The organism is Halopseudomonas sp. MFKK-1, assembly GCF_027474385.1.
Taxonomy (GTDB): domain Bacteria; phylum Pseudomonadota; class Gammaproteobacteria; order Pseudomonadales; family Pseudomonadaceae; genus Halopseudomonas; species Halopseudomonas aestusnigri.
Genome location: NZ_CP114836.1, coordinates 2,301,219 through 2,327,495 on the forward strand (window position 1 = coordinate 2,301,219; position 26,277 = coordinate 2,327,495).

Genomic DNA, 26,277 nt, shown 5'->3' on the forward strand with positions numbered 1-26,277 from the left:
CCAGTTCAGGGCTGGCTGGCTGGCGCCTGATGCAGTTCCAGATCCTGAATCAGATCGCCAAGATCCTCCTCCATCAGACGGCGCAATTCGGTTTCGTACTCTTCAATGGAACCGGACAGATCAAGAATAATTTCCACCCGGCGATTCAGGGCGCGGGTCTCTGGCCACTCGTTGCTGGCCCGCGGGCGCGTTTCTGCATAGCCTTGTACGCGCATGCGTTCGGGTTTGATCGTCTCGTTGTACAGCAGCGCGTTGGCTACCGAGGATGCACGGGCGGCCGACAGATCCCAGTTGGACTGGAAGCGGCTGGTGTTGATGGGAATGTTATCGGTATGGCCTTCGATGGTGATTTCACCCGGCAGCTCGGCGAGTACCGTGGCGATGCGATCGAGCATGTCCTGGAACTCGGGGGTCATCTCTGCTGAGCCGGAGGGAAATGAACCCTTTTCCTCGACCCGAATGATGATGCGCTTGCGGTCATTTTCCAGCTGCAGACGACCTTGAGCCAGTTCGTTTTCGAGCACGTCGCGCAGGGCATCCATGCTGGTGTCGATCTGCTCTTTGGTGGTGTCCTGAACCTGCTTCTGGACATCCGCTTCCAATTCCTCACGCAGTGTTTCGAGCTTTGGATCCTGTTCGGTCGTTTGCTGGCGTACGCTGTCTACCGGCGTTGGCTCTGGCTTGCCTGGCGAGAACTTGTCAAAGATAGGGCTGGTTCCCATGGGGATCTCCAGCGCCGGTACCTCGCGTTGCACGCCAAAGGCCGCAGACAACTCGCCGGCGATTTGCTTGAACTTCTGCGCGTCGATCTCGGAGAACGACAGCAGCAACACGAAAAAGCACATCAGCAGCGACATCAGGTCGGCAAAGGTCATGACCCAGGCGGGTATGCCCGGGCTGTCGTCTTCCTGCTCTTCCATCAGCCTTCCTTCGCCTCTTCGCCTGTCTTGCCGCGCTTCTCGGCAGGCAGATAGCTGCTCAGCAGTTGCTCGATAACCCGAGGGTTGGTGCCTTCCTGAATCGCGAGGATGGCATCAATCCAGAGCGATTGCATGCGCGCCTCTTCGGTCATGCGCAGTGCCAGCTTGTCGGCAATGGGCAAACAAACCATGGTGGCGAGCATCGCGCCGTACAGGGTTGTCAGCAGTGCGACCGCCATGGCCGGGCCAATGGATTTGGGGTCTTCCATGTTGGACAGCATTTGCACCAGACCGATCAGCGTCCCGATCATGCCCATGGCCGGGCCGACATCGCCGAGGGCGGAGAAAATTTTGGCCCCCCAGCGGTTGCGCTCCATGGTCAGCACCCGTTCCTTCTCGAGAATGGCTTTCACGGTCTCCTGGGGATGACCATCAATCAGCAGCTGGATGCCGCTGGCGAGGAAAGGGGAGGCGATTTCCTTTTCCTCGAGGGCCAGCAGACCGGACTTGCGGGCGATGGTGGCGAGCTCAACCAGTTCGTTGATGCTGCTCTCGGTATCGGGCAGCTTGAATCGAAAGGCGCGGCCGGCAACTTTTATGGCGCCAATAAATTGACCAACATTGAATTTTGCAAGTACCACAAACAGGCTGCCACCAAACACGATAAGCATCGATGGTACGTTGAAGAACACCTGAGCGCCGGTGCCCAGCAGAATGGATGCGGCGATGATGCCGAGTGCGCCGATCAGGCCAATCAGGGTTGCGAGATCCAACGGGGACTCCTGGGGTGTGTTGCGACGGGATGCACAGCAATGATCGCCCGCATTAGGGCCATAGCGGCTATTCTAAGGGGGATGGCCAAGATTGCAAACGCCGATTGAAGTCGGCTTTGTGCCAAATTTACCGGTATTCGGAGCGTTGTCATGGCGGGAGTTGCTCGTGTGTCCTCAGGCTCGGTGTTGGCAGCGGTGCTGCTGGCAGGAGCGCTGGTCTTTATCGGATTTAGTCTGAAAACCGGGTTGCTCGAGTTTCGAGGGGCCGACCGGATTGTCAGTGTCAAGGGATTGGCGGAGCGTGAATTACCGGCTGACCTGGCTCTCTGGCCGATCAATTTCAGTGTTGCGGGCGACAGCCTTGATCGCCTTCAGGCAGACGTCGAACATCAGCAGGGGCTGGTACGGTCTTTCCTGCTGCTCAAAGGGTTTGAAGAGCAGGACATTCAGTTGTCGATGCCCAAGATAGTCGATCAGCACGCCAACAGTTACGGGGCTAATCTGCCACCCGAACGCTACCGGGCCGAGGTGACGGTTCTGGTTCGCACGGCGGATGTGAATGGCGTCAAGGCAGGCATGCAAACGGTCGGGGAGCTGGTCAAGTCGGGGGTCGCGCTTACCCAGAGTTATGAATTTCAGCCCACCTTTCTGTTCACCCAGCTGGACTCGATCAAGCCTGACATGATCGCGGATGCCACCCGTGACGCGCGCGCCGCTGCGGATCAGTTTGCCCGCGACTCCGGCACCTCCGTGGGCGCCATTCGGCGCGCCTCCCAAGGTTACTTCTCGATTGATGATGTTGATCCGTTTACCCCGGAGATCAAGCGAGTTCGGGTGGTGACCAACATCGATTACAGCCTGGAGTAGCGCCTAACCTGCTGTGTGCCGGCGGACAAACTCGCTGATCTGCAGCGGCCAGCGCTGCAGGTCGCTGGCGCTGTCAATGATGTGCAATTCCGCTACTGGCAGTGCCTCAGCCAGGAGCTCCGCGCTTTGTGTCGGATGAATCGGATCATCGCGCCATCCCAGAATCAGTGTCGGCACCTCAAGTTGACGCAGTGCGCTGCGGGCCGGCAGGTCGCAGGCGCAGGCAGCCTCAAGTATCGCGTTCAGTGTTGGCGGGTGCATGGCACTGAGCGCCTGTTGTGACGCTGTGGCGTGCTGCGGATGGGCTTGCAGCAACCAGTCAGGCAGGGCGGGGTTCTGCATTGTCAGATTGACCAGGCTGGCCAGGCCGCGTTGCTCGATGATGCGCTGCATCTGTCGATAGCGGCGTACCTGCCTGGACCTCGTCTGCCAGGCGGTTGGCGGGGTTGCCAGAATGAGGCAGGAGGTCAGTTCGGGGGATTTCAAGGCTGCGAGCAGTGCGCTGGCCGCGCCCATCGAGTGGCCGCCCAGTGCGCGCGGCAACGCCGTGTGCGCGCTGGCAATGGCGAGTAAGTCGTCAGCCTGTGCGCTCCACAGGTAGGCAGCGCTGGTTGTGCCTCCCGGGGAGTGCCCGTGTCCGCGCGTATCGTAGCGTACTCGACATACCCCATCCTCTGCTGTGGGGTGAAACCAGCCGGTGCGGGTCTCGAAGTCCATGGAGTGCATCAAGCCGTGTGCCCAGACCAGAACGGGTCCCGAGCCGGATACTGTTGTGTTGAACATGCAGGTGTCATCATCAAGGCCGAATTGCCAGATTAACAGACGGGTATGCCACTGACAGCCGCAAACTGCCGAATTAGACTGTCTGACTTATTTTTCCGGGGGGGCGTGTTAATGGATTTGGTGGCCTGGGCACATCGAGGTAGCGCCGGTTTTACCCTGCGAGGCTGGCACAGTCGGCCGAGTGGCAAACCCGTGCTGCATTTTCTGCATGGCAACGGTTTTTGCACCCGAACCTATGAGCCGATGCTGGGATTGCTGGCCGAGCAGTTCGATCTGTGGCTGTGTGACCTGCAGGGACACGGTCAGAGCGATCACGGCGGGCGTTTTGTTGGCTGGAATCGCAACGCCGAGCTGGCTGCCGAGGCTTTCAGCATGCAGGGTGCGCTGTTTGGCGATGTGCCGCGCATGGCCTGCGGTCATAGCTTTGGTGGAGTGTTGACGGCGCTGATGATGGCCCGCCAGCCGACCCTGTTCGAGCGTGCGGTGCTGCTTGATCCGGTGTTCTTTCCGCCCGGCTTGATTGCCCTGCGCCGTGGGCTGGCACTCGTTGGCCTGGATGACCACTCGGTAGCCAAGCGGGCTGCAGCGCGCAGGGACTATTGGCCAGATCGTACTGCCGCGCATGCGGGGTTGCACAATCGCGGTATGTTCAAGGGCTGGGATGAAACGGCTTTTGAGGCGCACATCGCGCACGCTCTGCGGGATCGGGAGACTGGCGGTGTCGAGCTGTGCTGCAAGCCGGAAAGAGAGGCAGAGGTTTTTCGCAGTATGCCATCGGCGCTGTGGTCGTCATTAAGACGGCTGACGACGCCAACGGAGATTATCTACGGTGATCGAACCTATCCGTTTGTGATTCGTTCCGCCCGCCGTTTGGCGGCCAGTAACCGTCATGTTCGCGCGCACCAGACGGCAGGTGGTCACTGTTTCATGCTTGAGCATCCGGCCGCGGCGGCAGCGGCCGTGCGCAAGTTCCTGCTGGAAGGCTGATTCCGGCTCAGGTGCTGCTGGCGTTTTCGGCCAGTAGCGCGCTGCGCTCCTGGATGCTGCGGGCAACATGCTCTGCCAGGCCCGTGCCGGCCTCACTCATGGTCAGGTAGGTATGGTCCGCGCCAGCCTGAATAATCCGGCGGGCGATGTCCTCGTACATGGCATGGGACACGATCAGTCCGTCAAAGCCCCGTGCCCGCAGTTTTTGGGTTGCGATGGTCTTGGCTTCGGCATCGTTCATCGCGAGGATGACCGAGTGAATGTTGGGCATGTTCAGATTCTGCCAGAACACCGGGTCCTCCGCGTCTGCGAACAGCGCGCTGCGCCCTGCCTGAAGGCTGGTATCCACGGCGACCGGGTCTGAATCCAGACCAATGATGCGATAGCCTTTTTCGGCCAGGTTGTCGTAGGCGGCTCGACCGGTGCGACCCAGGCCCATGACCAGTACCTGCGCGTCCCCCAGAGTGATTGGCTGCTCGTCCGGGTGGCGGATGTCGCGCTCGAATCGCCGCAGCAAGGGGCCGATGCGCTCGTATATGGAATGTGCAACGCGGTTCAGTGGTGCCGATATGATGAACGAAAACGACACTGTCAGCGCCAATGGCACAAGCCAGGCGGGTAACACCAGACTGGCCATGATCAGACCGAATTCGCTGTAGTTGGTCAGCGTCAGGCTGCTCAGGAAGGCGCTGCGCGCACGCAGTTTGAAGCCGACAAACAGCAGGAAGAACAGCGCGGCTTTCAATGGCAGCAGCAATGCCATCACCAGTGCAAAGATGACCGCGTGCTGATCAGGCAGACCGCCGAGACCAATCTGCAGGAAGAAGCCGACCAGAAACACTTCCTTGAGGCTCCACAGTGATTGCGACAGTTCGCCGGCGCGTTTGTGATTGGCCAGCATCGCACCAAAGGCCAATGCGCCCAGTTCCGAACTCAGCCCCAGCGCTTCAAAACCGACGCCGCCGACTACCAGGGCCAGCAGCAGGCCGAGCAGAACCATCAGCTCCTCGCGGCCGCTCAGGTCCAGCAGCTTAAACAGCAGTGGCCGGCACAGCGGCAGGATCAGGACCATCAGCGCCCAGCTTGACGGAGTCTTGCCGCTGGCCACGCTGATGGCTACCAGCGCGATGAGATCCTGCATGATCAGCACGCCGATCGCGACCCGACCATGAAATGCACGCAGCTCGCGTTTGCTTTCCAGGACTTTGGCGGCGAGTACGGTGCTGGAAAACGACAGCGCCATGGCCAGCAGGATGGCCTCGCCCGCCGGCATATCCAGGACGTACATGAAGGCTGGCAAAAACAGCGCGCTGGAAATGCCGAAATGCAGCAGGCTACCGCCAACCACCTCCGGACGTACCAGATTCTTTACCTTGAGCTTGAGGCCGACGGTGAAGAGCAGCAGCAACACGCCGAGGTGGGCGATGTGATTGAGCACATAACTGTCTTCCGGGCCCACACCAACACGTTCCCCCAGTGCCGAGAGCGCAAAACCGGCACCCAGGTAGCCGATCAGGGGAGGGAGGCCTGCCTGCTTCAACAGCAGGCCCAGGCCAAAAGCAAAGGCAATCCAGACTGCTTCAATCACAACCGCGTTCCATTATCCGTGTGTGGGGCCAATCATGGCCGCTCACGGCAGCCTCGTCTGCGCAGACTATATCGAACTTGGCGCGGTTTTGCCGAGTGCAGTGGCCAAAATGCACGAACCCGGCCGGAGCCGGGTTCGTGCAATGCCTTGCCACTTTTGGCGTCAGGCGGCGACGATGACGTCGCCGTGGTTTTCCGGTTCGATCAGCGCCCGGTGGAGTGCTGCGATGGCAGCGTCGTAGTCCTCTTCCTGCACGACGCACTGCATCTCGACCTGACGGATCGACTGGTGAACCGCCTGGATGCTGATGCCGGCTTCGGCCAGAGCCGCTACGGTCTTGGCCAGGATGCCCTTTACCTTGAGGTCGGAGCCGATCGCCGAGACGATGGCGATGTTATGCACGTTGACCTCGGCCATCGGATAACGCTCCTCGATCAGGCGTGAGGCGCGGTTGATCATCTTGCGTGATGCCGAAACATAGTAGGTGATGCTGTTGGCGTCGGAGTCCTTGTTGACCACATACAGCTTCAACTGTTTGAGCAGGCGGGTGATTTCCAGATCGTATTCAACATCGCCGAGCATTTCCTGATCAAATACCTCAATGCCGAAGACATCCTTGCGGCCGGCGATAATCTCGACGCAGGGCTTTTCGCTGCAGTAGTCCTGGCTGATCAGTGTGCCCTGGTGTTCGGGCTCGAAGGCGTTCTTGATGCGCAGGTGGATCCCGGCACGGCGCAAGGTGCGCGCGGCCTTCGGGTGAATCGCCTCCATGCCCAGGTTGGACAGCTGGTCTGCCACGTCATAGTTGGTCCGGCCGATGGTTACGACCTTGTCCACGCCAACCAGAGCCGGGTCGGCGCTGGAAAGATGGTATTCCTTGTGGATGATCGCTTCACTGGCGCCGGTAGCTGCTGCAATCTGGGCGAAGGTGATCTCGCTGTAGCCGCGGTCGAAGGTGTTCATCAGGCCTTCGCTGCAATGGGTGTAGCCGGTTGCAACAACCAGTTCACTGTTGAAGTCGATCCCGGCGAAGCTGTCACGGACCATATCCTGAAAGGCCTTGGGTTCGCGCTGGTTCCAACCGGTCAGGTCGGCCAGGCGAGCATTGATGCCGTGCTTCTTCAGCGCCAGAACAGTGTTGAAGGCGCTGTGTGCCTCGCCCAGTGAGGCGAGCATTTCGCGTACCTTCATCAGATGTTCGGTCAACTGGAAGTGGCCGTAGGAGCACAGCTGCTGCAGGCTGACCATGCAGTCGCGAACGTCGCTGATGCGGCCTTCGATGAAGCGGTTGGCAGCCTGCAGCTCATACTCGCCCTTGAACAGCTCGGCGTTCTTGGCGGTCATGGCTTGCTGGACGTTGTCCAGGGCTTCCAGCCAGGCGTCTTCGTTGTGGGCGTCGGCGAAGCGCTCGTAGACACCGGGCTCGCCGGTCTTCTTGTGTTCGAGCAGCATGTTGGTCATGCCCGAATAGGCAGAGACCACAAAAATGCGCTGGTACAGCTCAGCACCCTGACGTTGGCCAATGAAAATGTTCTGCAGTACTTCCTCGAAGCGGCTCATTGAAGTGCCGCCGATCTTCTCTACTGTATGCATGGTCCTGGTTTCTGTCGTTGGTGAATGCTGGCCTGCCATCGGCAGGTCGGAGCCTCGTGCTCCGCCGCGTGTGCCGGTCTGTTGCTGCCCCTTGGGCGCAGCCGGCAGATTATCCACATCAAGCTGGCGTCGGAATAGATGCCTGAGTGCATCTATTTGTTGCATCAGACGCGCGGTCTGTGGGACGCGGTCACTATTGCCGTGCACCGCTGCCGGAGTCGCCATCCATATCGGCGCGACTCCGGCCGGCATGATCTTCAATTCGGCTCTGCCATCTGGGCAGGCGCTTGGATCATGCCCGTGGGCGGGTGCGACTCAGTCCATGTCGACGGGGTAGACGCCGTCCTTGTCATGAACTTCCTTGCCGCTGAGCGGCGGGTTGAAGACGCACGCCATTTTCATGTCCTCGGTGCCACCACGCAGCATGTGCTCGTCGTGCTTGTCGAGGATGTAGAGCGTGCCGGGTCGGATCTGGTAGACCTTGCCGTCGGACAGGGTCTCGATCTCGCCGTTGCCACTCATGCAGTAGACCGACTCCAAATGGTTCTTGTAATGGATGTGGGTCTCTTTGTTGGCATAAATGGTGGTGATGTGGAACGAGAACCCCATGTTGTCGTCCTTGAGCAGCATCCGGGTGCTCTCCCAGGTCTCGGTGGCGACACGGCGCTCGGAGTTTTCACAGTCTTGCAGTGTACGTACGATCATGGATTCGGGTTCCTTACGAAGCTTGGTTGGCTACCTGCTCTGCCATGACCTTGGCAAAGGCGGCATCAAGAATTTTCAGTGCCTTGTCGATCTGCTCTTCGCTGATGGTCAGTGGGCACAGGCACTTGACGACCTGGCTGTGGTTGCCGCTGGTTTCGATTACCAGGCCGTTGGCGAAGGCTTCCTGGCAGATGGCGGCAGCGATATCGCCGTCCGGGCAGTTGATGCCGAGCATCATGCCGCGACCCTTGATGTAGAGAGAGTCGGGGCCGTGTTTGCGGACGATTTTCTGCATGCCTTCACGGATGCGCTGGCCCTTGGTCTGGACGCTCTTGGCGAAGCTGTCGTCGGACCAGAAGTGCTCAATCGCGGTGGCTGCGGTCACGAATGCGTGGTTGTTGCCGCGGAAGGTGCCGTTGTGCTCACCCGGTTTCCACTGATCAAGCTCGTTGCGCATGACGACAATGGCAAACGGCAGACCGAAGCCGCTGAGCGACTTGGACAGGGTGATGATGTCCGGCTTGATGCCCATTTCTTCAAAGCTGAAGAAGGTGCCGGTACGACCGCAGCCGGCCTGAATGTCATCAACAATCAGCAGCATGTCGTGCTTGCGGCACAGCTTTTCCAGTTTGCGCATCCAGTCGGTCGATGCGGTATTCAGGCCGCCTTCGCCCTGAACCACCTCAACAATTACTGCAGCTGGCTTGTCGATACCGCTGCTCGGGTCGCTGAGCATCTTGTCCATCATGGAGATCGTGTTGACCTTGTCACCGAAGTAGTTGGCGTAGGGCATGCGGCTGACGTCAGTCAGCGGTACGCCAGCAGCGCCGCGGTGATGGCCGTTACCGGTGGCAGCCAGTGCACCGATGGTGCAACCGTGGAAGCCATTGGTAAAGCTGATGATATTGCTGCGGCCGGTTACCTTGCGAGCCAATTTCAGGGCTGCTTCAACGGCGTTTGCGCCGGTCGGTCCGCTGAACTGAACCTTGTACTTGTCCAGGCCGCGCGGCTGCAGAATTACCCGGTTGAAGGTTTCCAGAAAGCGTTCCTTGGCATCGGAATACATGTCGAGTCCGTGGGTCAGACCGTCATCTTCCAGATACTGGATCAGGGCCTTCTTCAGGACTGGATTGTTGTGGCCGTAGTTCAGCGTGCCAGCACCGGCGAGGAAGTCGATGTAGTGCTTGCCTTCACGGGTGATCAGCTCCGCGCCGCGGGCCTGCTTGAAAATCACCGGGAACGAGCGGCAGTAGCTGCGAATATCCGATTCGTTTTTCTCGAACTGTTCAAAGGTATTCATGAACTCTCCTGGTTTCAGTGCTGAGCGTCGTTGGGTGCTGATTGGGTAAAGGGGCCGGCGCGATAGATGACTTCGTCATCGTGCTCGCCGTTGAAGTGGGTCTGGCGCGAGAACAGCACTTCGGTGCTGTAGTCGGCGCCGAGCAGGCGAAACGCCTTTTTGAACAGGGCTTCGGATGCTGCGTTGCCGGGGGAGATGGTGGTCTCCAGGCGGCTGACGCCGGTCGGGCGCAGGCGCTCGACAAGCGCCAGCAGCATCTTCAGGGCCAGGCCTTGGCCGCGCATGCGGCTGTCTACCGCAACCTGCCAAACGAACAGCGTGTCCTGGCGTGCCGGCGGGCGGTAGCCGGAAATGAAACCGACCAGATCGCCGTCCGCCGTTTCGGCTGCGATGGCGGTGTCAGCGAAGTCGTGACACTGCAGCAGGTTGCAGTACACCGAGTTGGTGTCCAGCGGCTTGCAGCGCTCGACCAGGCTGTTAAGGGCATAGCCATCCGTGCTTTCAGGCTTTCGTAGTGTTACGGGTGTAAGGTCCAAAACGGGTTCCTAATGCTTATGCATAAATGCTTTTTTAATAATAAACATATCCAAAAAATTATCTCAACCGGCTGTAAGTACTGATTTTTATGGGATTTGCTCGAATGTCATATATTTATAGCTGTTAAATAGATCTGTAATGAAAGTGTTTTTTAGTATAAAGATTTTGCCGGAAAGCCAGCTGCGGCAAGGCCTGCGCCCGGATTGGCGCATCAGGCATCGGTAGGAAGAGGAAGGGCGTTGCGGGAGGGAGCGCACCCGCTCGTCAGAGCGGGTGACAAAAGCAGTACGTCAGGGCGTCACAGGGTGAAGCCGCCATCGATGGGGATGATGTTGCCGGTCATATAGGCTCCACCAGTTCCGGCAAGCATGATCGCGAGGGCGGACATCTCCTCTTCGCGTCCCCAGCGCTTCATCGGGATGTGTTTGCAATCCTCGGCCATGGCGTCGGGATCGGAGTGAATGTGGCTGGTCATCTTGCTCGGGAACCGTCCCGGCGCAATGACGTTGACGTTGATATGTTCGCTCACCAGTTCGCGGGCCAGGTTGCGCGACAGTTGATGCACTGCCGCCTTGCTCGGGCCGTAGGAGTAGGCCTGTTCGCCGAACGAGCTGATGCCGGCAACCGAGCCGATGTTGATGATGCGGGCCGGATTCTCGGCGCTGGCGGAGCTGCGCAGCAGCGGCAGCAGTTGCTGGATACAGCTGAACACCGAAATCACGTTCAGTTGCATGACCTTTTCCCAGCCCGATACCGGGAACTCCTCCAGCGGGGCGCCCCAACTGGTGCCGGCGTTGTTGACCAGAATGTCGAGCCGGTCGGTAATTGCCTGCACGTCTTCGGCCAGCTGGCGGGCGCCCTGCTCGGTGGAGAGGTCTGCAGCCAGAGCGATGCACTCGCCATAGTGGCTAAGCTGCTCGGCGGTTTGCTGGCCCTCGGCAATCTTGCGGCAGCAGATGATGACCCGGGCGCCTGCTTCGAGGTAGCCCTGAGCGATCATGCGGCCAATGCCGCGGCTGCCGCCGGTAACCAGCGCAGTGCGGCCGGCCAGACTGAAATAGTGCTGCATGGAGTGCTCCTTCAGGTAAGTAAATCGCAGGTTGTTGTGCCGATTCTTACGGTAAACCAGCGTTCAGCAGCCACCCTAGGGTTATCCAGTGCGCAAATGCTCTGTTATGGCCGGCGGATGACTGTCGCTGCGAGTCATCCGCTTTTCGCTTATCCTGTGACGCATGGACCTGCGGAACTGTCGTCATTATCGGCGTTCACAATGGCGAGCCAGTGATTGAGTAAAGTGAGGAAGCGATGGGACCTGTTCGACGTTCGCGCAAAGAAGATGCATCTGCCTGGACCGTGGCCGACAGCCGCAGTGTTTACGGCATTCGGCACTGGGGTGCCGGGTATTTCAACGTTAATGAACAGGGTCATGTCGAGGTCATGCCACGTGGTCCGGAAGGCGCCGGTATTGACCTGCATGAGCTGGTTGGTCAGCTGCGCGAAAGCGGGCTGGACCTGCCACTGCTGGTGCGTTTCCCGGACATTCTGCAGGCACGGGTACGGCAGTTGACCGGTGCCTTTGATCGCAATATCGAGTCGCTGGGCTACGGCAGCGGCTATACCGCGCTGTATCCGATCAAGGTCAACCAGCAGGAAGCCGTGGTCGAGAACATCATCGCCACCGAGAACGTGTCGATCGGCCTGGAAGCCGGTTCCAAGCCGGAGCTGATGGCGGTGCTGGCGCTGGCACCCAAGGGCGGCACCATCGTCTGCAATGGCTACAAGGATCGCGAGTTTATCCATCTGGCGCTGATCGGCCAGAAGCTGGGTCATAAGGTGTTCATCGTTATCGAGAAGGAGTCCGAGGTCCGTCTGGTGATCGAGGAAGCCGAAAAGCTCGGGGTGACGCCGAACATCGGGTTGCGCGTGCGCCTGTCATCGCTGGCGTCCAGCAAGTGGGCCGACACCGGTGGGGAAAAATCCAAGTTTGGGCTGTCGGCAGCGCAACTGCTGCGGGTGGTAGAGGCGTTCCGCGCGGCCAATTTGCAGGATGGGGTGCGCCTGCTGCATTTTCACATGGGGTCACAGATTGCCAATCTGGCCGACTACCAGCATGGCTTCCGTGAGGCCATTCGCTACTTCGGCGAGCTGCGTGCGTTGGGGCTGCCGGTTGATCACATCGACGTTGGTGGCGGCCTGGGCGTCGACTACGACGGCACCCACTCGCGCAATGCCAGCTCGATCAACTACGACGTCAACGAGTATGCCCAGACCGTCGTCGGCATGCTGCGCGATTTCTGCGATGAGCAGGGTCTGCCGCATCCGCACATCTTTTCCGAGAGTGGCCGGGCGATGACCGCGCACCATGCGGTGCTGATCGTGCAGGTAACCGATGTTGAGCGTTACAACGACGTCATGCCGCAGATTGATGATCTGGAGGCGTTGCCGCTGGTGGTGCGCAATCTGGTCAGGCTGCAGGACCAGCACGATGTCGAGATGGTGACCGAGACCTACTGGCGGGCCACCCACTATATGGCGGATGTAGCGGCGCAATACGCCGAGGGCAAGCTGACGCTGTCGGAGAAAGCGCTGGCCGAGCAGTGCTACTACGCGTTGTGCAACCGTCTGCATACCCTGCTCAAGGCGCGCCAGCGCTCGCATCGTCAGGTGCTGGACGAGCTGAACGACAAGATGGCCGACAAGTACATCTGTAACTTCTCGGTATTCCAGAGCCTGCCCGATACGTGGGCGATTGATCAGGTACTGCCGATCATGCCGCTGGATCGCCTGGAGGAGGAGCCGCTGCGCAGGGCAGTGCTGCAGGATCTGACCTGTGACTCCGACGGCAAGATCCGCCATTACGTGGATGAACAGAGCATCGAGAACAGCCTGCCAGTTCACGATCTGCGCGAGGGTGAGGACTATCTGCTGGGGATTTTCCTGGTTGGTGCCTATCAGGAAATCCTCGGCGACATGCACAACCTGTTCGGCGACACCGACTCGGTCAACGTCTACCTGCGCCCGGATGGCAAGGTAGTGCACGGTGGTATCGAAACCCACGACACCATCGAAGACATGCTGCGCTATGTGCACTTCGCGCCGGACGAACTGGTGACGCTGTATCGCGACAAGGTCTCCGGCGCCCGCCTGAGTCCGGCCGAGCGCACGCGCTTTGTGGATGCGCTGCGGCTCGGCCTGACGCGTTCGTCCTACCTGAGCGCTGAGTAAGGCGTCAGGCGGCCTGTTTCTGCAAGCTGATCCAGGTCGCTTCGGCCCAGCCTACGGGTTGGCCAGCGGCGTCGTAGAGGGCGGTGCCGGCCTGGTGCTTGCGCCCGTCATGGGCAATGGCCCAGCCGGCCACTACCAGTTGTTCTCCCACCCTGATTGGCCGCTCGATGTGCGCCGCGAAGCGGCCAAGCAGGGCGGTACCTGCATGCTCTCTGACCGCAAAGTATCCAGGGCAGTCCAGTGCTGCCCAGATGAACTCCGGCGCCACGGTACCGTCTCCCGCATCCAGTGTGCTGTCGGGTGTCCAGGGGCAGGCCACGGTGCTGTCGCGGCCGGTCACTGGACCGGTGTGCAATAGCAGTCCGTCATGCTCGCAGCGGTTGGTGCCGCAAACAAAGCAGCCGGGCAACCCGTGCTCCTCATAGCCGCTGAACCGTGGCCGCGCCGCTTCGGCGTCGGCCAGGCTGATCGCAGCAGGTGGCGTCAGCTCAAGCTGGTAGGGTCTGGCGCTGCCGAGCAGGGTGTCGCCCTGCAGCAGGCGAGCACCGTCGCTGTCGCGAACAATCTGCAGTTCGGTATCCAGCGGCGGCGGTGCGTGCAGGGTGACCTGGCAGGGTTCGGCCATGGCGTTGGCCAGCAGGCCGCAGACGTAACCGCCGTTGCCACTGTTTGGCGGTCCGCAGAAGCGCTTGCGAATGATGGTCGGGATGGTGCTTTGCATGAACATTTTCCTTAATGGCTCCAGCCGCCGCAGACCGGAAACACCTGGCCAACAAAGCAGTTGGCGGCGTCGGAGCATAGGTAGGCGGCAAAGTGGGCGTCTTCTTCTGCCGACACCAGACGGCCGAGTGGGACTTCCCGTTGCAGTCGCGCCTGAAACGCCGGGTTGGCCTGGATCTCGGCGGGGAAATAGGTTGGGTTGTCGACGAAATTCTGCGCGATGGCATTGACCTGAATGCCCTTTGCGGCGACCTCGGCGCCCACCGCCTGGACCCAGGCCAGTTGCGCGCCACGGGCGGCGCTGTAGCTGGAGGCGCGCTTCATGCCGCGCAGGGCCGAGGCGCTGCCCATCAGCAGAATCTTGCCGTGGCCGCGCTCAGTCATCGCAGGCAGAACCGTACGGGCGAAGCGCGGCAGCGGATCGACCATGTGGCGAAACAGCAGGCCCCATTCCTCGTCTGCTACCTGGTCGGCCGGTGTGCTCGGTGCAGGAACGCCGAGGTTGAGCAGCAGCACGTCGAACTCGCCGGCTTCGGCAATCAGCTTCTGCGGCGCCTTCGGGTCCAGAAAATCGCGTGTGTCGGCGATAATCTCAGCACCGCAGTTCTCAAGCGTACGCTGCAGCGCCGGCCCCATGAAATCGCTGGCCTGGGTCAGCAGGATGCGCTTATTGCTGAGGTCGCAAAGGCTCATTGTGTGTCTCCCTGTCAGGTTGCGGGGAAGTGGCGTTCCAGGAAGGGCAGCAGGAAGCTGTTTACCTCGTCTGGCTTCTCGGCCTGAATCCAGTGCCCGCAGTCGGCAATGACGTGCTGCTCAACCTTCGGCACCACGCCCGGCATTTTCTTGATGGTATAGGCTTCAAGGGTGCCGACCGGGTCGCGGTCACCAATCAGGAACAGCGCCGGTTGTTCGATCTGACGGCCTGCCAGCGGCTCGGTGCGCTCCCAGTTGCGCTCAAAGTTGCGATACCAGTTGACCGGGCCGCGGAAGCCGCTTTGTTCAAAGGTTTTGACGTAGACCTCGAAGGCCTCTTCCGAGCACCACGCAGGGGGCTTGTCCGGATCGGTGTAATCGTCCAGCCAGGCCGCGTCGGCTGGCTTGTCCTGCACCAGGGCGCCACCCTCCTGGCTGTCCAGGCCGTGCATCATCAGACGCATGGTGCGCGGAATGTCAGACGCCAGCTCGGCCTCGGCAAGACCTGGCTTCTGGAAATAGAGAATGTAATGGAAGCGGTCCTTGTAGGCCTCGCGCATCATGTTGATGGCCGGCTGCCTGGGCCGCCCGCCGAAGGGGACCGACATGCCGCAGACCGCCTTGACACGCGCTGGCTCCAGCAGCGCCAGGTGCCAGGCGACCGGTGCGCCCCAGTCATGCCCGATCATGGCCACCTGCTGATGGCCAAAATGGTTCATTGCGCCCTGGATATCGGCGCACAGGGTGATCAGGTCGTAGGCCTCGACCGCTTCCGGTGCTTCGGTTGCGCCATAACCGCGCATCTCGGGAGCAAAGACGCGGTAGCCCTGCGCCGCGAGTGCTGCGATTTGATGGCGCCAGGAGTACCAGCATTCGGGAAAACCGTGCAGCAGCCAGACCGGCTTGCCGCTTTCTGGGCCGGCGATATGCACGCTAAGCCTTATGCCGTTGACCTTGATCAGCTGTTGATGTGTCTGCTGCATACTGCTCTCCAAAGAATCATAAGCCGACACTATGGCAAATCGATGCCGTCATGGCGCGATTGTCGCATGCGTATTCACCAGCCGAAGTGACGAATATCCGTACGATGCATGATTGACAATGTCTGTTGCCGACAGGCCTGAATAGTCGCAGCGGTTTGGTTTCGCTGAGCTATGCTCAGCCTATTATTGCAACAGCATGCAGTCCATTCAGGGAGCAAGGGCGGCAGATGAAGAAGACACGTCCATGGATAACGCTTCAGGGACTTATTGCAGTCTCCATTGTTGTCTGCCTGCTGGCCATGTTGGTGGTCACGGCGTTTCAGGGGTACCGGGGGGCGAGAGCCGTGCTGGTGGCGGCGGCGACCGATTCGGCTAACCAGGTTGGCTCGCTGCTGGACGAGCGCGCCGAGAGGTTGCTGTCGCCCGGCGAAAACGCCCTGCGAATGCTGGTGCACGATCCGTTGGTGAGCGCTGGCAACCTTTCTGATCGGGTCGACAGGTTGCCGGCGCTGGTTCAACTTGTGCGTGATGGGAGCCCCGTCAGTGCGGTCTATGCTGGCTATCCCGATGGGGAGTTCTTTCTGGCTCGCCGGGTACCGGAGGGTGGGATAGACGGATACCAGTTGCCCGCAGGTACGTATTTTCTGGTGCAATCTATCGAGCGTGACGGTGACGCAATGCGCGGCAGGTGGCTGTTTTTCGATCAGTCGCTGCATCAGATTGGCAGTAGGCCGGTACCCGAATACCGCTTTGACCCTCGGACCCGACCCTGGTATCAGATGGCGCAACAGTCTGACGACGTCGTCCTGACAGAACCTTACCTGTTCTTTACCACCCATCAGGTTGGGCTGACGATGGCGCAGCGCAGCATGCTTACAGCTGCGGTCATCGGGCTGGATGCGGCGGTGGATGATCTTGCGGTTGAGGTCAAGGATATGCACCTGACGCCGGGGACTGAGATGGCCATCGTGCGCGGCGAACGCGTTGTTGCCTACCCTGACCTGGAACGGCTGATTGTGCTTGAGGGTGCAGATGCGCCCCGGCTGGCGACGCTTGAGGAGCTGCAGGTACCGGTGCTCAGCGAGCTGGCAGCCATGCGGACGGGCTTCTCGCAAGTGCAGCTGTTGTCGCGGGATGATGGTGACTGGTACGTGATCAGCTTGCCGCTGACCCGTCTCGCCGAAGACCTGGGGCGGGTTCTGATCGCTATTCCCGCCAGGGAGTTGCTGTCCGGTGTCATTTCTATTCTGAAGCAGCAGGCGATGCTGGCACTGCTGATGATGTTGCTTCTGGTCATGATCGGCTGGGCGCTGGGTCAGCGCCTGGGCGGGCCTCTAAAGGCGCTGTCTGACCAGGTTGGCAAACTGGCGGACATGGACTTCAGTCAAAGCATCAGAGTGCGCTCGCGTATCCGTGAAGTGAGCGATCTGGGTGGGGTGCTGGGGCGCATGGCTGGTGCGATTCACCACTTTCAGCAGATATCGCTGGCCCTGAGTCGTGAAACACGACTGGAGCGCATGCTGGATGTGGTGCTGGAGAATCTTATCGAGATGGCCAAGGGGCGCGGTGGTGCCGTGTTTCTGTACGAGGAGGACAGCGGCGAGCTGACTCTGGCCACCGGCATCAACAGTGAGTATTACCCGCAGTCGCTGAAACTGGATGAGGCGCTGCGGTCCGACCCCGCCCGCGTGCTGTCGACCCGCCTTGATCGTGAGCATCGCTATCTGACCCTGGCGCTGCGTGATCGCCAGGAGGCGCTGCTGGGGGTGCTGGCACTGGAGGTGTCTCCCGCTTTGCCGGCGGCGGCCGTGAAGAGCCTTCGGCAGTTTCTGGACAGCCTGTCCGGGACGCTGGCCGTAGCGATTGAAACGCGCCAGTTGTTTGAGGGCCAGCAGCACCTTCTGGAATCGATCATCCGCCTGCTGGCTACGGCGATTGACGCCAAGTCTCCCTATACCGGCGGGCACTGTGACCGGGTTCCGCAACTGGCGGAAATGCTGATCAATCGCGCGCTTGGGGCCGATAACGGATCGCTTGCGGGCTTCTCGATGGACGCAGAGGAGTTCTATGCGTTTCGTATCGCCGCCTGGCTGCATGACTGCGGCAAGATCACCAGTCCGGAATATGTTGTCGACAAGGCAACCAAGCTGGAGACGCTCTACAACCGAATTCATGAACTTCGAACCCGCTTCGAGGTGCTATGGCGTGACGCCGAAATTCGCTACTGGCAAGGGCGTGTCGACGGCCGTGATGAGCACGAACTGGCGATCGAGCTGGCGCAAACCCATGAACGGCTGCAGGCAGAGTTTGCCGAGGTCGCCAGGGCCAATGTTGGTGGCGAGTTCATGCAAGAGGAGGACATAGAACGGCTGGGCAGGATTGCCGAGCAGACCTGGACCAGGCACTTCGATGACCGGTTGGGTCTGTCCCATGAGGAGTTGAAGCGACTCGAGGGCGTGCCTGCGCCAGCACTGCCGGTAGTGGAGCACCTGATCAGCGACAAGCCCGAGCACAAGGTGCCTTGGGGTGACCGGAAACCGCCGGTGGCCAAGGATGATCCGCGTAACAGATGGGGTTTTGATATGGACCCGCCCGAGTACAGCTTCGACCGCGGAGAACTCTACAACTTGTCGATCCAGCGCGGCACCCTGACCGCCGAGGAGCGCTTCAAGATCAATGACCATATTGTGCAGACGCTGATGATGCTCAGTACCTTACCGTTCCCACGGCATCTGAGAAGCGTGCCGGAGTTGGCTGCGACGCACCATGAAAAGCTTGATGGCACTGGCTATCCACGTCGGCTCGACGAAGATCAGCTGTCAGTGCAGGATCGGGTGCTGGCCATTGCCGATATTTTTGAGGCGCTTACAGCGGGCGATCGTCCCTACAAACCGGCCAAGACCCTGTCTGAAGCCGTCAGAATCATGCTGTTCATGGCGAAGGACCGGCATATTGATGCGGTCCTGCTGGCATTGTTTTTGCGCACCGGTGTGCACGAACAGTACGCGCAGCTGTTTCTGCACGATGCGCAGCGTGATCAGGTCGACGTGGCGGGTTGTCTCGCCCAGTTGCGTGACTGGGGGTTGATTGATGAGCGGGACTGTTAGCCGATGCTTGACCACCGATAATGCAGTTGTGGCACTCTGTGCGACCTGATCGCGTTCGCCGCTCGCGGCGTCATAACTAGAGAGTTGTCATGCTGAGTCTGTCGCCCGTTGCTGAATCTGCCACTCTGCTGCGCCGCGTTGGTGTGGTAGTCGGCTCCGTGCTGGTTACCCTGGGATATTGTCTGGATGTGCTGTGGCGAGCGGCCTTTCGTCGTCTGGATCGCGCCCGCGTTGATCGGTATACGCGGGGCTGGGCCAGCAAGCTGCTGCGTCTGGTTCGGTTGCAGGTGAGCGTGTTTGGCAAGGCCCCGGACTTCTCCGATGGCCGCCGTTATATGGTGCTCTGTACCCACGCCAGCCACTACGATATTCCGGTCAGCTTTGTTGCCCTGCCTGGCTCCATTCGCATGCTGGCCAAGGCAGAGCTATACCGTATTCCAGTTCTCGGGGTGACCATGCGGCTGGCGGAGTTTCCCTCGATCAATCGCCACAACCGGGAGCGGGCGCTCGCCGATCTGTCACGGGCGCGGCAGATGATGGAGTCGGGCATTGTGCTGTGGGCCGCGCCTGAGGGCACCCGCTCTCGGACTGCCGAGTTGCTGCCCTTCAAGAAAGGCTGCTTTCATCTCGCACTGGATACCGACGCTATCATCGTCCCGGTCGCCATCCGTGGCATTCACAACGTGCTGCCCGCGCGCAGCTGGCGTTTCAATCTCGGGCAGCAGGTGTCTGTACACATCGGTGAACCACTGGACGCGGGCAGCTATGATCGCGAGCAGCTACCTGAGCTGATGGCGGAGACACGGAAGCGCATCGCCGGGTTGCTTGGTCAGGGATAGCGCGGGTTTTCAGACAGTTTCTCAGGCCGGTCTGTGGCGGTGAACTTCTTATTTCTTTTTGTGCTATGCATAGAATGAAAATAAAGTTTATATTTTTCTTAATTGTTTGCCGCGGGGGCCTGGCATGCAGCTACCCGCTGTTGCCGGTGCGGTCTCTGCGGGCTTGAGTCTGCCATGTTCAACCTACTGGAGTGACCTATGAAAACAGCCCATGACCTGGTAGCCGCCGCCAAGGCGCATATCAAAGAGGTTGACCTGACGGAAGCGGATGCCGCCATTCAGGCTGCTGATGTGCTGATCGACGTGCGCGAGGCGGACGAGTTTCAGGCTGGCCATATTCCCGGCGCAATCAATATTCCCCGTGGGTTGCTGGAATTTCGGCTCAGTAATGATCCTGTGCTGTCGTCCCGCGACCAGAAGTTGGTGCTCTACTGCAAGAACAGCGGCCGCTCGGCGCTTGCCGCCAGCGCCTTGCAGGAGATGGGCTACCTGGAAGTCCTGTCGATTCTGGGCGGCTTTGATGCCTGGGCCGCGGCATCAAAGCCGGTGGCCGGTGCGGCATTGCCCCCGTTCGAGTAGGGTATGGGCCGTGCCGGCGCCGTGTTACGCCGGCACGGTGCCCGGGCTCAGATCGTCCAGGGCCAGGTGGAACTGTCCGCCCTCAATCTCCAGCGGTGCCAGCAAAGTGGTGCAGTAGCTCAGTTCGTCCAGCAGATCGCGTACCTTCGCGCTGTTCAAGCCGCTGTGAGGGGTTCTGCGCAGGTGTTGCTCCAGCGCCTCAAGCGTGCTCATACCAGTGGCTATCGGCTGCCAGCTGACGTCCTCGATGCCCCAGATATGACCGGTCTCCGGCTCTATCTCGGGCAGGGCGTCACTGCTGCCTTCTTCCTTCAGCATGGCAACAGCGGTCTGCAGTTCCAGGGCTGTTGTGTCGACAAACTGGCTCAGTTCGGTGACGCCCAGGGTACGGCACAGGCCGTCGAGCAGTTTCAGTTCGTTGCGCAAATGTTCGAGTAGCCGGTCGCCAGACTGGAATTGGCGGCCCAGCAGGGTATTTAACCGCAGGGCGCTTGCCACATGCTGCTCCTGATGTACTGGTGTATTGCTGGAGCCTACTGTACCGCAGACCGCTACCGGACCGCACGGATACTGCGCAGGCTTACGGCTGCGTTGTGCGGTATTCGCTGCGCTGGGCCAGCCCCTGCTTCAGGTAATCGACCAGTTGCCGTACCTTGGGGGAAAGATGCCGTTGCTGCGGATACAGTGCCCAGACTGCAGTGTGTGGCGGTTGGTGCTGAGGCAGCAGGGCACGCAGGGAGCCGCTGCGCAGGTGCTCCTGCACGTAATAGTCGGGCAGCTGACACAGACCAAAACCGCGCAGGGCTGCATCCAGCACCGCCTGACCACTGTTGCAGCGCCAGTTGCCCTGCACGCGTACAGGCAGTTCGCGACCGCGCTGTTGAAACGACCAGACGTCGCTGCTGCCGATCAGGCAGTTGTGGCGCGGCAGTTCCGACAGGCTGTGCGGTGCGCCAAAACGTTCCAGATAGGACGGTGCGGCGCATAGGTACATATGCCGCGGCGCAATACGTGTGGCGATCAGGCTTGAGTCCTGCAGCCGGCCCAAACGAATGGCCAGGTCGTAGCTGCCGTGCAGCAGATCCAGGGTCTGGTTGGTCAGCGTCATCTCGATCCGCAGCTGCGGGTGCTGCTGCATGAAGTCGTTGACCAGCGGCATGATAAAACTTTCGCCATAGGCCACCGCGCAGGTCATGCGCAGCAACCCTTTGGGCTCGCTGCCCAGGTCGGTGATGGCCTGCAGGGCTTCGTCTCGGGCGTCGATCAGCCGCTGGCAGTGTTGCAGAAAGGTCTGGCCGGCTTCGGTCAGACTGACGCGGCGGGTGCTGCGATAGAACAGGCGGCTCTGCAGGCGGTCTTCCAGTCTGGCAATCTGGCGGCTGACATGGGATGAGGAAACACCCAAGCTAGCGGCAGCGCCAGTGAAGTGTCCAGTCTCGGCTACGGCGACAAATTCGTCGATACCTTCCCAGTTGCTCATGGATTATCCCTGTGGGGCAATAATGTTTTTTCTGGTGGGTGATTATCCACGAAACAGCTCTCTACTACACTTGCCAGCCTGTACTTCCGTCATCCAATGGAGAATCCCATGATCAAGTCCCGGGCCGCCGTAGCCTTTGCGCCGAATGAACCCCTGCAGATTGTTGAAGTGGACGTTGCGCCGCCGCAGGCTGGCGAGGTGCTGATTCGCATTGTTGCCTCCGGTGTTTGCCATACCGATGCCTACACCTTGTCCGGTCAGGACAGCGAAGGCGTATTTCCCTGCATTCTCGGTCACGAGGGCGGCGGTGTGGTCGAAGCGGTCGGCGAGGGCGTGACTTCGGTGAAGGTCGGCGATCACGTGATTCCGCTGTATACCGCCGAATGCCGCGAGTGCAAATTCTGCAAGTCCGGCAAGACCAACCTGTGCAGCTCGGTGCGCACCACCCAGGGCAAGGGCCTGATGCCCGACGGCACCAGCCGCTTCAGCTACAACGGCAAGCCGGTCTACCACTACATGGGCTGCTCCACGTTCTCCGAGTACACCGTACTGCCGGAGGTCTCGGTTGCCGTGATTCCCAAGGAAGCACCGCTGGAAAAGGTCTGCCTGCTGGGCTGTGGCGTCACCACCGGTATCGGCGCAGTACTGAACACTGCCAAGGTGGAGGCCGGTTCAACGGTTGCCATTTTCGGTCTGGGCGGTATCGGTCTGGCCGCTATCATCGGCGCCAAGATGGCCGGTGCCAGCCGCATCATAGGTATCGATATCAACCCGGCAAAGGAAGGTATTGCCCGTGAGCTGGGCATGCATGAGTTTGTCAATCCGAAGGATCACGACAAACCGATTCAGGAAGTGATCGTCGACATGACCGACGGCGGCGTGGATTACAGCTTCGAGTGCATCGGCAACGTTCAACTGATGCGCGCGGCGCTGGAGTGCTGTCACAAGGGCTGGGGCGAATCCACCATCATCGGCGTCGCACCGGCCGGTGCCGAGATCAGCACCCGCCCGTTCCAGCTGGTCACCGGTCGCGTCTGGCGCGGCAGCGCCTTTGGTGGCGTCAAGGGCCGTACCGAACTGCCGAGCTACGTCGAGAAATCCCAGAAAGGCGAAATCCCGCTGGACAGCTTCATCACCCACACCATGGGCCTGGAGCAGATCAACGAGGCGTTTGAACTGATGCACGAAGGCAAGAGCATTCGGACCGTCATTCATTTCTAAATCAGCCGCAAGCTTCAAGCCTCAAGCTTCAAGAAAAACCTGCCCGGTAATGAATCGGGTGGGTTTTTCGAAGCTTGATTTGGTAACCCAGACTCGGAATGTATTTGCGGGTCCTGCAGTGATGCACACTTCGCTTGTCGCTTGTCGCTTGTCGCTGAAACCGGAGGTTTCCCATGAACGACATTGAACTGGTCTCCGCCAACAAGAGCTTTGGCGGCTGGATGAAGCGTTATCGTCACCGCTCCCAGGTGCTGCACTGCGATATGGTGTTCGGTATTTACCTGCCGCCGCAGGCGGATCAGGGCAAGCCGCTGCCGGTGCTGTACTGGCTGTCGGGGCTGACCTGTACCGATGAAAATTTCATGCAGAAGGCTGGTGCGCAGCGCTTGGCGGCCGAGCTGGGCATGGTCATCGTTGCCCCGGACACCAGCCCGCGGGGCGAAGGCGTGCCGGATGACGCCGAGGGCGCCTATGACTTCGGTCTGGGTGCCGGTTTTTACGTCAATGCCACCGAGCAGCCCTGGGCGCAGCACTACCGCATGTATGACTACGTGGTACAGGAGTTGCCGGCTCTGATCGAAGAGCACTTCCCGGTGTCGGACCAGCGCTCAATCAGCGGCCACTCGATGGGCGGCCACGGGGCGCTGATCTGTGCGCTGAAGAATCCGGGGCGCTATCGCTCTGTTTCGGCGTTTGCACCGATCACCAACCCGAGCGACTGCCCCTGGGGTCATAAGGCACTGGGGCAGTATCTGGGCAACGACAAAGCCGCCTGGAAGGCGTGGGACGCCTGCGAGCTGCTGGCCGGGGCGACCGAACGACTGCCGCTGCTGGTTGATCAGGGCGAGTCCGACAACTTCCTGGCTGAACAGCTCAAGCCCGAAGCGCTGGAAGCGGCGGCAGCGGCAGCGGGTCACCCACTGACCCTGCGTCGTCAGCCCGGCTACGACCACAGCTACTACTTCATCGCCAGCTTTATCGATGATCACCTGCGTCATCACGCGGCGGCGCTGGGGCTCTAGCAATCCGGCAAGCCGGCCCGACCTGTCCCTTGTCATGTCGAGGCGGTAGAATCGCTGCCATCGACTGACGGGAGACACCACATGCGCATTGGCCACGGCTACGACGTTCATCGCTTCGGCGAAGGCGACTTCATCACCTTGGGTGGCGTCCACATACCGCATGGCCGTGGGCTGGTTGCCCACTCCGACGGTGATGTGCTGCTGCACGCGCTGGCTGATGCCTTGCTTGGTGCTGCAGCACTGGGTGATATCGGTCAGCACTTCCCGGATACCGATCCCGAGTTCAAGGGGGCCGACAGCCGCGTGCTTCTCCGCCACGTCATGGGTCTGTTGCGCGAGCGTGGCTGGAAGGTGGGTAACGTTGACGCCACCATCGTCGCCCAGCGCCCGAAGATGGCGCCGCATATTCCGCTGATGCGTGAGCAGATCGCGGCTGATCTGGGCGTGGCGCTGGATCAGGTCAACGTCAAGGCTACTACCACCGAGAAGCTTGGCTTTACCGGTCGTGAGGAAGGGATTGCCGTACACGCGGTCGCCCTGTTGCTTGCCGATGACTGAGCAACTGCTGGGCCCCCGGGCCTGGGGTGAAAGCTGCGGCAGGGCAACACTTAAGGCAACGCCAGACGACTTTCGCGTGACCGAGGTGCTGGATATCGCGCTGAGTGGCGCCGGTGAGCACCTCTGGCTGCTGATTGAAAAGCGCGGGTTGAACACCGAAGAGGTGGCCAGACAGCTAGCCCGGGCCGCTGGTATTTCCCTGCGCAACGTCAGCTACGCAGGCCTTAAGGACCGTCAGGCAGTAACCCGTCAGTGGTTCAGCTTGCAACTGCCGGGGCGCGCCGATCCGGATTTCAGCGCGCTCTGGAACGATCAACTGCGTTGTCTTGAGCAGGCGCGCCATCAGCGCAAGCTGCAGCGCGGCGCTCACAGTGCCAACGGGTTCTTTATTCGTCTCACTGACCTGGTTGCCGATCAGTCGCAGCTGGATGAGCGGCTGCAGATTATCGCCGCCCAGGGTGTACCCAACTATTTCGGCCCGCAGCGCTTCGGCCGCGACGGCAGCAATCTGCACGATGCCCGCCGTTGGGCCGGGCAGGGCGGCTACCCGCCGGCTCGCGGAACACGCTCGCGGCTGCTGTCGACGGCGCGCAGTCTGCTGTTCAACCGGATGCTCGCCAGGCGCGTTGCCGATGGCAGCTGGAACCGCATTCTGGACGGCGATTGCCTGGCCTTTACCAACAGCCGGAGCCAGTTTCCGGCCAGGGAGCTGGTCGCTGACGACCCGCGCCCGGCGGCGCTGGACCTGCATCCTACCGCAGCGCTTTGGGGGGCTGGTGAGCTGGCCAGCAGTGGCGCCACGGCGCAGCTCGAGCAGCAGGTCGCAGCGGCAGAACCACAATTGGCTGCCTGGCTCGAAGGGGCGGGGCTGGAGCAGGCCAGACGGATTTTACGCCTCCCCATTCAGGGACTTACGTGGCATTATCCGTCCACCGATTGTCTCGAACTGGAATTTACCCTGCCTACCGGCTGCTTCGCCACGGCGTTGCTGCACGAGCTGCTGGAGCTCTCCAGTGTTCCCGGTGGCGGGCTGGAAACGGAAAACTGATGCGTATTCTGATTGCCAATGATGATGGTGTGCTGGCGCCGGGCATCAAAGCCCTGCACGGTGCGCTGGCCGATTATGCCGACTGTGTGGTGGTTGCTCCAGCGGAGGACCGTAGCGGCGCCAGCAGCGCGCTCAGTCTGGACCGGCCGCTAAGGCCGTTCACCCTGGAAAACGGCTTTATCGGTATCAACGGAACGCCGACCGACTGCGTGCATCTGGGCCTCAATGCGCTGTATGAAGACAGCATTGACATGGTGGTGGCAGGAATCAACCTCGGCGCCAACCTTGGCGACGATGTGCTGTATTCCGGCACTGTCGCTGCGGCGCTGGAAGGGCGATTTCTGTCTCGTCCTGCCATGGCATTCTCTCTGACCGGCCGACAAACCGATAACCTGCCGGCGGCAGCCTACTTCGCCCGGCAGATGGTCGAGGCTCATGATCAGCTTGATCTGCCGCCGCGTACGGTGCTTAACGTCAATATTCCCAATCTGCCGCTTGAGCAGATCAAGGGCATTCGCCTGACCCGGTTGGGCCACCGCGCGCGTGCTGCCAAGCCGGTCAAGTGGGTTGACCCGCGTGGCAAGGAGGGATACTGGATTTCAGTGGCCGGCGACGCCGAGGACGGTGGTGAAGGGACGGACTTCCATGCCGTCATGCAGGGCTATGTGTCGGTTACGCCTCTGCGTGTCGACAAGACCCTGTACGAGGTGTTCGACCACCTTGAGAGCTGGCTGGACGGATTGGGCTGA

The 26,277-nt window shown here is 60.6% G+C and carries 25 protein-coding genes; 11 read left to right on the plus strand and 14 right to left on the minus strand.

Annotated elements, in window-relative coordinates:
- Positions 1–5: 5 nt before the first annotated feature.
- Positions 6–920, minus strand: coding sequence for a flagellar motor protein MotB (locus tag O5O48_RS10785; protein ID WP_420915474.1), 915 nt, complete (start codon positions 918–920; stop codon positions 6–8).
- Positions 920–1,693 (minus strand): flagellar motor protein PomA, encoded by a 774-nt coding sequence (gene pomA, locus O5O48_RS10790; protein ID WP_088273579.1) that lies wholly within the window; start codon positions 1,691–1,693, stop codon positions 920–922. Before pomA ends, O5O48_RS10785 begins: the two co-directional genes overlap by 1 nt.
- A gap of 150 nt (positions 1,694–1,843) precedes the next feature.
- Between pomA and O5O48_RS10795 the strand changes: the two genes are divergently transcribed.
- Entirely contained in the window at positions 1,844–2,560 is a 717-nt protein-coding gene (locus tag O5O48_RS10795; RefSeq protein WP_269686991.1) for an SIMPL domain-containing protein, read from the plus strand.
- Between the two features lie 3 nt (positions 2,561–2,563).
- Here the strand turns inward: O5O48_RS10795 and O5O48_RS10800 are convergent, their stop codons facing one another.
- The gene (locus O5O48_RS10800) at positions 2,564–3,343 is read right to left on the minus strand and encodes an alpha/beta fold hydrolase (protein WP_269686992.1); all 780 of its coding nucleotides are present in this window, start codon (positions 3,341–3,343) and stop codon (positions 2,564–2,566) included.
- Positions 3,344–3,454: 111 nt separating this feature from the next.
- Here O5O48_RS10800 and O5O48_RS10805 point away from each other — a divergent pair, with 111 nt between their 5' ends.
- Positions 3,455–4,330 (plus strand): alpha/beta fold hydrolase, encoded by an 876-nt coding sequence (locus O5O48_RS10805; protein WP_269686993.1) that lies wholly within the window; start codon positions 3,455–3,457, stop codon positions 4,328–4,330.
- 7 nt (positions 4,331–4,337) lie between these two features.
- Here the strand turns inward: O5O48_RS10805 and O5O48_RS10810 are convergent, their stop codons facing one another.
- The 6 genes from O5O48_RS10810 to O5O48_RS10835 form a co-directional block, all read right to left on the minus strand.
- Positions 4,338–5,918 (minus strand): cation:proton antiporter family protein, encoded by a 1,581-nt coding sequence (locus O5O48_RS10810; RefSeq protein WP_269686994.1) that lies wholly within the window; start codon positions 5,916–5,918, stop codon positions 4,338–4,340.
- A 162-nt stretch (positions 5,919–6,080) separates the two neighbouring features.
- On the minus strand, positions 6,081–7,511 hold the full coding sequence (locus O5O48_RS10815) for an aspartate kinase (RefSeq protein WP_088273584.1): 1,431 nt from the start codon (positions 7,509–7,511) through the stop codon (positions 6,081–6,083).
- Between the two features lie 315 nt (positions 7,512–7,826).
- The gene (locus O5O48_RS10820) at positions 7,827–8,216 is read right to left on the minus strand and encodes an ectoine synthase (RefSeq protein WP_088273585.1); all 390 of its coding nucleotides are present in this window, start codon (positions 8,214–8,216) and stop codon (positions 7,827–7,829) included.
- Positions 8,217–8,229: 13 nt separating this feature from the next.
- Positions 8,230–9,516, minus strand: coding sequence for a diaminobutyrate--2-oxoglutarate transaminase (ectB, locus tag O5O48_RS10825; protein ID WP_269686995.1), 1,287 nt, complete (start codon positions 9,514–9,516; stop codon positions 8,230–8,232).
- Between the two features lie 14 nt (positions 9,517–9,530).
- The gene (gene ectA / locus O5O48_RS10830) at positions 9,531–10,052 is read right to left on the minus strand and encodes a diaminobutyrate acetyltransferase (RefSeq protein ID WP_269686996.1); all 522 of its coding nucleotides are present in this window, start codon (positions 10,050–10,052) and stop codon (positions 9,531–9,533) included.
- A gap of 299 nt (positions 10,053–10,351) precedes the next feature.
- A complete protein-coding gene (locus tag O5O48_RS10835; protein WP_269686997.1) occupies positions 10,352–11,122 on the minus strand; it encodes an SDR family oxidoreductase in 771 nt (256 codons plus the stop codon).
- Between the two features lie 236 nt (positions 11,123–11,358).
- Between O5O48_RS10835 and speA the strand changes: the two genes are divergently transcribed.
- A complete protein-coding gene (gene speA / locus O5O48_RS10840; protein WP_269686998.1) occupies positions 11,359–13,278 on the plus strand; it encodes an arginine decarboxylase in 1,920 nt (639 codons plus the stop codon).
- 4 nt (positions 13,279–13,282) lie between these two features.
- Here speA and O5O48_RS10845 read toward each other — a convergent pair whose 3' ends face one another.
- Genes O5O48_RS10845 through O5O48_RS10855 form a run of 3 tightly spaced genes read right to left on the minus strand, consistent with a single transcriptional unit; the run spans position 13,283 to position 15,674 of the window.
- A complete protein-coding gene (locus O5O48_RS10845; protein ID WP_269686999.1) occupies positions 13,283–13,999 on the minus strand; it encodes a hypothetical protein in 717 nt (238 codons plus the stop codon).
- Positions 14,000–14,010: 11 nt separating this feature from the next.
- Positions 14,011–14,691 carry an SDR family NAD(P)-dependent oxidoreductase gene (locus O5O48_RS10850; protein ID WP_228247239.1) on the minus strand — a complete coding sequence of 227 codons (681 nt, stop codon included), beginning with the start codon at positions 14,689–14,691 and terminating at the stop codon, positions 14,011–14,013.
- Positions 14,692–14,705: 14 nt separating this feature from the next.
- Positions 14,706–15,674 carry an alpha/beta fold hydrolase gene (locus O5O48_RS10855; RefSeq protein ID WP_269687000.1) on the minus strand — a complete coding sequence of 323 codons (969 nt, stop codon included), beginning with the start codon at positions 15,672–15,674 and terminating at the stop codon, positions 14,706–14,708.
- 227 nt (positions 15,675–15,901) lie between these two features.
- Between O5O48_RS10855 and O5O48_RS10860 the strand changes: the two genes are divergently transcribed.
- From O5O48_RS10860 to O5O48_RS10870, 3 genes are all read left to right on the plus strand, one after another.
- On the plus strand, positions 15,902–18,781 hold the full coding sequence (locus O5O48_RS10860; protein WP_269687001.1) for an HD domain-containing phosphohydrolase: 2,880 nt from the start codon (positions 15,902–15,904) through the stop codon (positions 18,779–18,781).
- Between the two features lie 89 nt (positions 18,782–18,870).
- A complete protein-coding gene (locus O5O48_RS10865) occupies positions 18,871–19,620 on the plus strand; it encodes a lysophospholipid acyltransferase family protein (protein WP_269687002.1) in 750 nt (249 codons plus the stop codon).
- Between the two features lie 198 nt (positions 19,621–19,818).
- The gene (locus O5O48_RS10870) at positions 19,819–20,199 is read left to right on the plus strand and encodes a rhodanese-like domain-containing protein (protein WP_228247755.1); all 381 of its coding nucleotides are present in this window, start codon (positions 19,819–19,821) and stop codon (positions 20,197–20,199) included.
- Positions 20,200–20,223: 24 nt separating this feature from the next.
- Here the strand turns inward: O5O48_RS10870 and O5O48_RS10875 are convergent, their stop codons facing one another.
- Positions 20,224–20,697, minus strand: a complete 474-nt coding sequence (locus O5O48_RS10875) for a hypothetical protein (protein ID WP_228247754.1) — start codon at positions 20,695–20,697, stop codon at positions 20,224–20,226.
- 82 nt (positions 20,698–20,779) lie between these two features.
- Positions 20,780–21,679 (minus strand): LysR substrate-binding domain-containing protein, encoded by a 900-nt coding sequence (locus O5O48_RS10880; protein ID WP_269687003.1) that lies wholly within the window; start codon positions 21,677–21,679, stop codon positions 20,780–20,782.
- Between the two features lie 108 nt (positions 21,680–21,787).
- Here O5O48_RS10880 and O5O48_RS10885 point away from each other — a divergent pair, with 108 nt between their 5' ends.
- The 5 genes from O5O48_RS10885 (at position 21,788) to surE (ending at position 26,277) form a co-directional block, all read left to right on the plus strand.
- On the plus strand, positions 21,788–22,900 hold the full coding sequence (locus tag O5O48_RS10885) for an S-(hydroxymethyl)glutathione dehydrogenase/class III alcohol dehydrogenase (protein WP_269687004.1): 1,113 nt from the start codon (positions 21,788–21,790) through the stop codon (positions 22,898–22,900).
- A 173-nt stretch (positions 22,901–23,073) separates the two neighbouring features.
- Positions 23,074–23,922, plus strand: a complete 849-nt coding sequence (gene fghA, locus O5O48_RS10890) for an S-formylglutathione hydrolase (protein WP_269687005.1) — start codon at positions 23,074–23,076, stop codon at positions 23,920–23,922.
- An 81-nt stretch (positions 23,923–24,003) separates the two neighbouring features.
- Positions 24,004–24,480, plus strand: coding sequence for a 2-C-methyl-D-erythritol 2,4-cyclodiphosphate synthase (ispF, locus tag O5O48_RS10895; protein ID WP_269687006.1), 477 nt, complete (start codon positions 24,004–24,006; stop codon positions 24,478–24,480).
- Positions 24,473–25,528 (plus strand): tRNA pseudouridine(13) synthase TruD, encoded by a 1,056-nt coding sequence (truD, locus tag O5O48_RS10900; protein ID WP_269687007.1) that lies wholly within the window; start codon positions 24,473–24,475, stop codon positions 25,526–25,528. Before ispF ends, truD begins: the two co-directional genes overlap by 8 nt.
- Positions 25,528–26,277, plus strand: a complete 750-nt coding sequence (gene surE / locus O5O48_RS10905; RefSeq protein WP_228247679.1) for a 5'/3'-nucleotidase SurE — start codon at positions 25,528–25,530, stop codon at positions 26,275–26,277. Before truD ends, surE begins: the two co-directional genes overlap by 1 nt.